This window comes from Azoarcus taiwanensis, from assembly GCF_012910885.1.
In the GTDB taxonomy this organism is placed as follows: domain Bacteria; phylum Pseudomonadota; class Gammaproteobacteria; order Burkholderiales; family Rhodocyclaceae; genus Azoarcus_F; species Azoarcus_F taiwanensis.
Genome location: NZ_WTVM01000156.1, coordinates 1 through 8226, shown reverse-complemented (window position 1 = coordinate 8226; position 8226 = coordinate 1). Strand labels below are relative to the sequence as shown.

8 protein-coding genes are annotated in these 8226 nt (G+C 64.4%); 6 read left to right on the top strand and 2 right to left on the bottom strand.

Annotated elements, in window-relative coordinates; translation table 11 throughout:
* The first annotated feature begins 228 nt into the window (after positions 1-228).
* Both GPA21_RS17715 and GPA21_RS17710 read left to right on the top strand, forming a co-directional pair.
* Positions 229-1008: a response regulator gene (locus tag GPA21_RS17715; protein WP_168989431.1), complete on the top strand. Its 780-nt coding sequence runs from the start codon at positions 229-231 to the stop codon at positions 1006-1008.
* A 15-nt stretch (positions 1009-1023) separates the two neighbouring features.
* Entirely contained in the window at positions 1024-2370 is a 1347-nt protein-coding gene (locus tag GPA21_RS17710; protein ID WP_168989430.1) for a sensor histidine kinase, read from the top strand.
* A 14-nt stretch (positions 2371-2384) separates the two neighbouring features.
* On the opposite strand, the gene glpK is transcribed toward GPA21_RS17710, so the two are convergent.
* Complete coding sequence (gene glpK / locus GPA21_RS17705; RefSeq protein ID WP_168989432.1) at positions 2385-3875, bottom strand: glycerol kinase GlpK; 1491 nt, start codon at positions 3873-3875, stop codon at positions 2385-2387.
* A gap of 168 nt (positions 3876-4043) precedes the next feature.
* Between glpK and GPA21_RS17700 the strand changes: the two genes are divergently transcribed.
* Together GPA21_RS17700 and GPA21_RS17695 are read left to right on the top strand one after the other, a co-directional pair.
* Positions 4044-4406 (top strand): SpoIIAA family protein, encoded by a 363-nt coding sequence (locus GPA21_RS17700; protein WP_168989429.1) that lies wholly within the window; start codon positions 4044-4046, stop codon positions 4404-4406.
* Positions 4403-5263: a rhodanese-like domain-containing protein gene (locus GPA21_RS17695; protein WP_168989428.1), complete on the top strand. Its 861-nt coding sequence runs from the start codon at positions 4403-4405 to the stop codon at positions 5261-5263. Before GPA21_RS17700 ends, GPA21_RS17695 begins: the two co-directional genes overlap by 4 nt.
* On the opposite strand, the gene queG is transcribed toward GPA21_RS17695, so the two are convergent.
* The gene (gene queG, locus GPA21_RS17690; RefSeq protein ID WP_211163672.1) at positions 5231-6364 is read right to left on the bottom strand and encodes a tRNA epoxyqueuosine(34) reductase QueG; all 1134 of its coding nucleotides are present in this window, start codon (positions 6362-6364) and stop codon (positions 5231-5233) included. The genes GPA21_RS17695 and queG overlap by 33 nt on opposite strands.
* On the opposite strand from queG, the gene tsaE reads away from it, so the two are divergent.
* Positions 6347-6862: a tRNA (adenosine(37)-N6)-threonylcarbamoyltransferase complex ATPase subunit type 1 TsaE gene (tsaE, locus tag GPA21_RS17685; protein WP_168989426.1), complete on the top strand. Its 516-nt coding sequence runs from the start codon at positions 6347-6349 to the stop codon at positions 6860-6862. The genes queG and tsaE overlap by 18 nt on opposite strands.
* Entirely contained in the window at positions 6817-8139 is a 1323-nt protein-coding gene (locus GPA21_RS17680; RefSeq protein ID WP_168989425.1) for an N-acetylmuramoyl-L-alanine amidase, read from the top strand. Before tsaE ends, GPA21_RS17680 begins: the two co-directional genes overlap by 46 nt.
* Positions 8140-8226 lie beyond the last annotated feature (87 nt).

The following is an 8226-nucleotide window of genomic DNA, read 5'->3' as shown; positions in this document are numbered from 1 at the left end:
CGCTTCGCTGCGATCCCTGAACTCGCCCTGACGAGCTCAAACAGCAGGGATCGCGGGCGCTACGCTCGCCAACAGCGGCATGCGCTCAGGCAAAGTCGCCGTCCGGACAGCCACCAGCACCACCTCGCTACTCCGTGCCGCCTCGCCCGACAAAACGATACACGGCCCCCGCCCCGCTCGGTCAGAATAGCGTCAACCAAACACGATTTCCGCCGTCCGGACCCATCCATGAGCGCCCAACGCGACCACATCCTCATCGTCGATGACGACCGCGAGATCCGCAATCTCCTCGCCGAGTACCTGACCCGCCAGGGACTGCGCTGCAGCACGGCGGCAGACGGGCGCGAAATGAAATCGGCACTGGAACAGCACCGCATCGATCTCATCGTGCTCGACGTCATGATGCCGGGTGACGACGGGCTTACGCTGTGCCGCAACCTGCGCGCCAGCGGCAGCAAACATCGCGACATTCCGGTGCTCATGCTCACCGCACGTGGCGAAGACATGGATCGCATCATCGGCCTCGAGATGGGTGCCGACGACTACCTTCCGAAACCCTTCGTGCCGCGCGAACTGCTCGCGCGTATCCGCTCGATACTTCGCCGAGCCCGTGCCCTGCCGCCCAATCTGGAAGGCGAATCGGAGTCTGCCCGTCAGATCAAGGGACTGCGTTTCGCACACTGGACACTCGACACCATCGCCCGCCATCTCGTCGCCGAAGACGGCACCGTCGTCGCACTGTCCGGGGCGGAGCATCGCATGCTGCGGGTGTTCCTCGACCACCCCCAGCGCGTCCTCAGCCGCGACCAGCTCATGGAGCTGACCCAGGGGCGCGAGGCCGAGGTGTTCGACCGCTCCATCGACCTGCTCGTGAGCCGGATCCGTCAGCGTCTCGGCGAGAACGCCCGCGAACCCGCAATCATCAAGACCGTGCGCAACGAGGGCTATGTGCTGGCCTGCACTGTCGAACCGGTGCTCGAAACCGACGACACCGAACCCCAGACCTGAGCCCTCTGTCACGCCATGCGTCTGCTGCCCCGCACCCTCTTCGCCCGCCTGATGCTGATCTGGCTGCTCGGCATCGCGGCGGTGCTTGCGGTCAGCGTCACCCTCTTTCTCGGCGAGCGCGACCGTTTTGACCGCAAAGTGCTGTTCGAAGGCATCGCGCGAGAAGCCGCCACCGCGATCGACGTTGTAGACCAACTCGCACCCCACGAACGCGAACGCTGGATCGAATCCATGGGGCGAAGACGCCTGCGACTGTTCCTGGCGCCACCGCCTGAGGACGCTCGGCCGCTGCCGCCGCGATTCCCGCTCGTGGAATCGATGCGCGCAGCGTTGCCGGATCGTGACGTGCGCATCTACGCGATACCGCAGCGCGATGACGACCGCGGACCCCACCATACCCGTCTGGTCGCAGTCGTCACCCTGAGCGACGGCACATCGCTGAGCATGCGCCTGGCCATCCCGCAGGTGCCGGCCACCGGCATCGCCAGTGGCACACCTTCCACACCGGCCCGTGCCCTCGCCGCGCTTGTGGCACTGGTCATCGGCATTGGCGGCCTCACCTGGGTCGGCGTGCGCATCGCGACCAGGCCACTCACCCGGCTCGCCGACGCCGCTCGCGCCATCGGTGAGCAACCCAACCGGCCGGCGCTGGACGAACACGGGCCGGCCGAAGTCGCGTATGCCGCGGCTGCGCTCAACCAGATGCAGGCCAACATCCACGAACACGTGCGCGACCGGACCCGGATTCTGGCCGCAATCTCGCATGATCTGCTCACCCCGATCACGCGGCTCCGGCTTCGCGCAGAGCAAGTCGAGGACGACGCGCTTCGCGAGCGCATCCAGGCCGACCTCGATGCAATGCAGTCGCTCGCCCGTGAGGGCCTGGACTACGCCCGCAGCATGGATGCGCCGCCACGGCTGCAGAATCTGGACATGGGTGCGTTGCTCGACAGTCTGTGCGCGGACGCTCAGGACATGGGTTGGGCGGTGCAGCGCACCGACGCGCTGACCGCCACCTGCCGGGCTGATCCCATGGGATTGCGGCGCGCACTGTGGAACCTGGTCGAGAACGGCATCAAGTTCGGCCAACGCGTCGACATTGCAATGGAAAGGCAGGCCTCAACACTCGAATTGAGCATCAGGGACCACGGCCCCGGCCTGCCGGAAGACGAACTCGAAAAGGTGTTCGAACCTTTTTACCGCACCGAAGCCTCACGCAATCGCGACACCGGCGGCACCGGGCTGGGGCTCGCGATTGCACACAACCTGATTACCGCTCAGCACGGCAGGATCCGGCTGGAGAATGCAGCGGACGGCGGGCTGGTTGCCCGTGTTTCACTGCCGGTGCCGCCCCGGTCCTGATCCCGCCAGGTAGCTTACGCCTGAGCCCACCCGCGGCTGCGCTCCACCGCCCGATGCCACCGGGCCAGCATCTCCGCCCGGTGGTCTTCGTTCAACGCCGGCTCGAACCGACGCTCTTCACACCACATCGCCGCCAGCGCATCGGTGTCTCGCCACACCCCCGCACCAAGTCCGGCCATATACGCGGCACCCAAGGCGGTGGTCTCGAGCATCGCTGGCCGGACCACCGGCACGCCAAGCAGGTCGGCCTGCAACTGCATCAGGAGATTGTTCGCCGCGGCGCCACCGTCGACCCTGAGCTCAAGCAAGGGTGTCGCACCGTCGCGCTTCATCGCCTCGACCAGATCGACAGTCTGCAGCGCAATCGCCTCCAGCGCGGCGCGGGCGATATGGGCCGCGCTACTGCCGCGAGTCAGGCCAATCAGTGTCCCGCGGGCGTAAGCGTCCCAATAGGGTGCGCCAAGGCCGGTGAACGCAGGCACCAGCACAACGCCGCCGGTATCCGGCACCGAGGCCGCCAGCGCCTCGATCTCCGAAGCGCGGCGCACCAGCCCGAGACCGTCGCGCAACCACTGCACCAGCGCTCCGCCCATGAAGATGCTGCCCTCGAGCGCATAAGCTGTCTGCCCGCCCCGGCGCCAGCCAATCGTGGTCAGCAGCCGGTTGCGTGACTCGACCGCCTCGGCGCCGGTATTCATCAGCATGAAGCAACCGGTGCCATAGGTGTTCTTCGCCATGCCGGCATCGAAGCACGCCTGCCCGAAGGTCGCCGCCTGCTGATCGCCACCGATGCCTGCAATTGCCACCCGTGCGCCAAAGGCCTCGGCGCTCGAGTGGCCGCACACGCCGACGCTGTCGACAATTCCGGGCAACAAGGTTCGCGGAATGTCGAAAATCGCCAACAGATCGTCGTCCCAGCACTGGCGGTGGATATCGAACAGCATCGTCCGCGCCGCATTGCCGGGATCGGTGACATGCAGCTCGCCCGCGCTCAGATGCCACAGCAACCAGGTGTCGATCGTGCCGAAGGCGAGCTCTCCGCGATTCGCCCGCGCCCGGGCACCCGGGATCTCACGCAGAAGCCACGCGAGCTTCGTCGCCGAGAAGTAGGCATCGAGTTCGAGTCCGGTCTTGCGCCGAATCATGTCGGCGTGGCCTTGCTCCCGCAGGCGGTCGCAGTCGCCGGCGGTGCGGCGGTCCTGCCAGACGATGGCCGGCGCCAGCGCCTGACCGGTGGCCCGATCCCACAACACTGTGGTTTCCCGCTGGTTTGTGAGGCCGATCGCGAGCACCTCGGAGGGCCTTATCCGTGCGGCCTCGAGGGCGCCGCGCATACAGCCGAACTGAGTGCGGAGAATCTCGTGCGCATCATGCTCGACCCAACCGGGTTGCGGATAGTGCTGGGCGAACTCCTGCTGTGATACGCCCCTGACCTGGCCATCGGTGTCGAACACCATGGCGCGTGAGCTTGTCGTGCCCTGATCCAGTGCGAGCAGATAACCCATCGTCGTGTCTCCGGCGACAATCGTGGCCTGCAAGTGTAGCGCGCAGACGCGCGCAGCGAGCCACGGCATCGACTCTGCCAGCGGCCGACATGCGTTGAATCACGCGGCATCCCGGGATATAGTGGGCTCAACGACAATCGCCTTTTCCGGACACGCACGGAGCTTTCAATGATCACCATCGACCACAACAACAACCTGATTTCAGTGGCCGTATTCGGCGAGTTCACCATCGCCGACTACAAGGAGTTCGAAGAGCTGGTCAACTACAAGGTGCGTTTCGAAGGGCCGGTGAATCTGTTTTTCGACCTGCGCGAAATGGCTGGCTTCACTCTTGACGTCGCGTGGGAAGAGATCAAGTTCACCCGTGAGCATGCACACGACTTCGGCCGCATCGCAGTGCTCACCGAGGATCAGTGGATCACGTGGAGTGCATGGCTGACACAGATCTTCGTCGATGCCGAAGTGCTGGTCTTCGACGACGAAGTCGAGGCCCGCAGCTGGCTTGAAGCCGAGCAAGAGCCCTCAGAGTGACCGGGCAGTTTCGCACCCTCATATCGGTCGACGATCTGGCGCGCGGCTTGGGCACGCCGGAGTGGTGTGTCGTCGACTGCCGCCACGACCTCGTCAACCCGGCTTTCGGACGCGACGCCTATGCTGAAGCGCACATTCCTGGCGCGGTGTTCCTGTCGCTCGACGACGACCTTTCCGGCCCCAAGACCGGCACCAACGGCCGTCACCCCCTTCCCGACCCGGCGGCCTTGGCGAAAAGACTTGGCGAACTGGGTATCGGCAATCACACACAGGTCATTGCCTACGACGACGCGGGCGGGATGTACGCGGCGCGTCTGTGGTGGATGCTCCGCTGGCTGGGTCACGATGCGGTTGCCGTGCTCGACGGCGGCTATCGCGCGTGGTGCGATGCGGGCCAGCCGGTATCCGCGACACTCCCGGCGTACTCTCCCGCCCAATTCGATTTCAAGACACACACCGGCTTGGCCGCGGACGTGACCGAGATCCAGCGCAGGCTCGCAACCGGCCAGCTGAATCTCATCGACGCACGCAGCCCGGATCGTTTTCGCGGCGAGAACGAGAGTCTGGATCCGGTTGCCGGTCATATTCCGGGGGCGTGGAACCGCTTCTTCCGTGACAACCTCGACGAGGACGGCTGCTTCCGGCCGACCGACGAGTTGCGTGCCGATTTCGCCGCGATCATCGGCGAGCTCCCACCGGCCGCGGTGATTCACCAGTGCGGTTCAGGCGTCACCGCCTGTCACAACCTGCTGGCCATGGAGCACGCCGGCCTGGTCGGCTCACGCCTGTACCCTGGCTCGTGGAGCGAATGGTGTGCCGATCCGTCACGACCGATCGCCACCGGCACCGGGACCTGATTCGACTGCCCGCCTGCCCTGTTGCGCAATCGCCCACTCGACATGCTCGCGCACCAGGGCCGACGGGTCCTCCCGCCGGGCTGAAAGCGCCTTCATTACTGCCTCGCTGTGCGGCGCATTGCCGAGTGCAACCGCGATATTTCGCGACCAGCGCTCGAAACCGATGCGATGGATCGCGCTGCCCGCAGTCCGCTCGCGAAAATCCGTTTCGGTCCAGGCGAACAGCTCGACGAGACTCGCCGCGTCAAGTCCGTGCCGTACCGCAAAGTCCGTCTCGACCGTCAACTGTGCAAAACGATTCCAGGGACACGCCAGCTGACAATCGTCACAGCCGTAGATCCGATTACCGATCGGTGTCCGAAACTCTTCAGGGATCGCGCCCTTGAGTTCGATCGTCAGATAGGAAATGCAGCGCCGGGCATCGACCCGGTACGGCGCGACGATCGCGCCTGTCGGGCAGGCGTCGAGGCAGGCGCGACAGGAGCCACAATGCGCTTGTACCGGCGGAGCTTCCTCCAGCGGCAGATCGGTAAAGATCTCGCCCAGGAAGAAATAGGAGCCGGCCTCACGGTCGAGCAGTAAGGTGTGCTTGCCCCGCCATCCAAGGCCGCTGCGCGCCGCCAGCTCCACTTCGAGCACTGGTGCGGAATCCACGAAAACACGGTAGGCATGGGGTGCAACCGCCGTAATCGCATCGGCCAGTTTCTGCAGACGTGCCCGCAACAGCTTGTGATAGTCGCGCCCAAGTGCGTAACGCGAAACATAGGCGAGCGAGCCGTCGGCCAGCACATTCCCGGCTTCACTGGCATTTGGCCAGTAGTTCATCCGTGCGGTGATTACGCGCACAGTTCCGGGCACGAGCTCCGCGGGTCTCGCCCGCTTCAGGCCATGCCGGGCCATATAATCCATCTCGCCGTGGAATCCTTGCTCCAGCCAGCTGATCAGACCTGGCTCGGCGGTCTCGAGGTCCACGCCACTTACCGAAACTGAATTGAAACCGAGTGTGTTCGCCCATTGCCTGATCTGGTCGATATCCGGCACGGCCTCGTGGTCACCGGGCGAACTTGCAGAGGAGGAGTGCACATGATCGAGCTTGCTCATTCCGGGGATGATAGCGACACCCGACTTGCGGCGCACCTGCCCGACGAGGAAGCCACTGCTGCTGCCGGGGCAGCGCTGGCACCGGCACTGCATCCGGGACTCGTGATCTACCTCACCGGCGACCTCGGCGCGGGCAAGACCACTCTGGTTCGTGGCCTGCTTCGTGCGCTCGGTCACACCGGAAAAGTAAAAAGTCCGACGTACACCTTGATTGAACCTTATACAGTTTCTAGATTAAACTTATATCACTTTGATTTTTATCGCTTCGCTGTACCCGAGGAATACCTGGAAGCAGGGTTGGATGAGTACTTTCTCGGTGATGGCGTTTGCTTGGTTGAGTGGCCGGATAGAGCGCAACCCTTTGTTGCAAAAGCTGATGTTGTCGCACGACTCGCGGTGGATGGCAGCGGACGCCGCCTCGAGGTCGAGGCACTGACGGAGGCCGGAAGATCATGCACGAGAACAATGAAGAACCAACTGCAGAGCATGGCCCAGTGAATCTGCCCGCCGGTGTGAGCCGACGGCAGATGCTTCAGTTCGCCGGCGCCACGCTCGCACTTCTGGTAAGCCCGGTCGGTTTCGCCTCGGCCAGGAGTCTCGTTGCCGTGCGCGTGTGGCCGGCTACCGACTACACCCGCATCACGCTCGAGAGCAACGCCGAGATCAGTTTCAAGTACCTGACGCTGGACAACCCCGACCGTCTGGTCGTGGATCTGGAGGGGGTCGAACTCAACAGCGTTCTCAAGTCGCTCCCCGATCGCGTGCTCGACACCGATCCAGTCATATCGCTGATTCGAGCCGCCAACAATCGCCCCGGCGTGGTCCGCATCGTGGTCGAACTCAAGGGCACCATCAAACCGTCCATCTTCACCCTCAACCCGATCGCGAACTACGGGCACCGCCTGGTGCTTGACCTATATCCCACCGAGCCGATCGACCCGATTCTTGCCCTTATCCGCAAACGTACGCCTATGGAAGCCGCAAGCGGCGAAGGGGGCGGCGAGCGTGTCGCGACCGGCGACAATGCCGCCGGCAATGCACAGGTTGCCGACGCCAACCGGATCCTGACCGTGGTGATCGACGCCGGTCACGGTGGCGAAGACCCGGGTGCCGTCGGACGCAGAGGCACCTACGAAAAGAACGTTACGCTGGCGATCGCAACCCGTCTCAAGCGCAGAATAGACGCAGAACCGGGCATGCAGGCAATCATGACGCGCAACGGGGATTACTTCGTGCCGCTGCAGCAGCGGGTCGCGATTGCCCGGCGCGCGCAGGCGGACCTGTTCGTGTCGATCCATGCCGACGCCTTCGTCAGGCCCGAAGCCCACGGCAGCTCCGTCTATGTACTGTCGGAGAGCGGCGCCACCAGTTCGGCCGCACGCTGGCTGGCGCAACGCGAGAACGAGGCCGATCTCATCGGCGGCGTGAACCTTGCGAAACAGGACGGTCACCTCGCGCGAACCCTGCTCGATCTCTCTCAGACGGCGACGATCAACGACAGCCTAAAGCTGGGCAAGGCAATGCTGAGCGAACTCGGCGGGGTGAACCGGCTTCACAAACCGCAGGTGGAACAGGCTGGTTTCGCAGTGCTGCGCGCGCCCGACATCCCGTCGATACTGGTGGAGACCGCCTTCATCAGCAACCCGGATGAAGAGCGCCGCCTCAACGACGCCGCATATCAAGACAAGATGGCCGACGCATTGATGCGAGGCATCCGCCGCTACTTCCAGGCCAACCCGCCGGTTCATCGCACCACGGTCGCCCGCGCCGGTTAGCGCCCCCACACGGCAGCGCACAAACGCTATAATTCCGCCTTTTTCCGGCGAATTCCGGCTCACATGAGCGCCAATCGGCGTGCCTGC

Coding starts and splice junctions, on each gene's coding strand:
- glpK (WP_168989432.1), bottom strand. CDS start 3,875: ATGGGTTATCTGCTCGCACTGGATCAGGGCACGACAAGCTCACGCGCC.
- tsaE (WP_168989426.1), top strand. CDS start 6,347: ATGATCGAGCTTGCTCATTCCGGGGATGATAGCGACACCCGACTTGCG.
- GPA21_RS17680 (WP_168989425.1), top strand. CDS start 6,817: ATGCACGAGAACAATGAAGAACCAACTGCAGAGCATGGCCCAGTGAAT.
- queG (WP_211163672.1), bottom strand. CDS start 6,364: ATGAGCAAGCTCGATCATGTGCACTCCTCCTCTGCAAGTTCGCCCGGT.
- GPA21_RS17700 (WP_168989429.1), top strand. CDS start 4,044: ATGATCACCATCGACCACAACAACAACCTGATTTCAGTGGCCGTATTC.
- GPA21_RS17710 (WP_168989430.1), top strand. CDS start 1,024: ATGCGTCTGCTGCCCCGCACCCTCTTCGCCCGCCTGATGCTGATCTGG.
- GPA21_RS17715 (WP_168989431.1), top strand. CDS start 229: ATGAGCGCCCAACGCGACCACATCCTCATCGTCGATGACGACCGCGAG.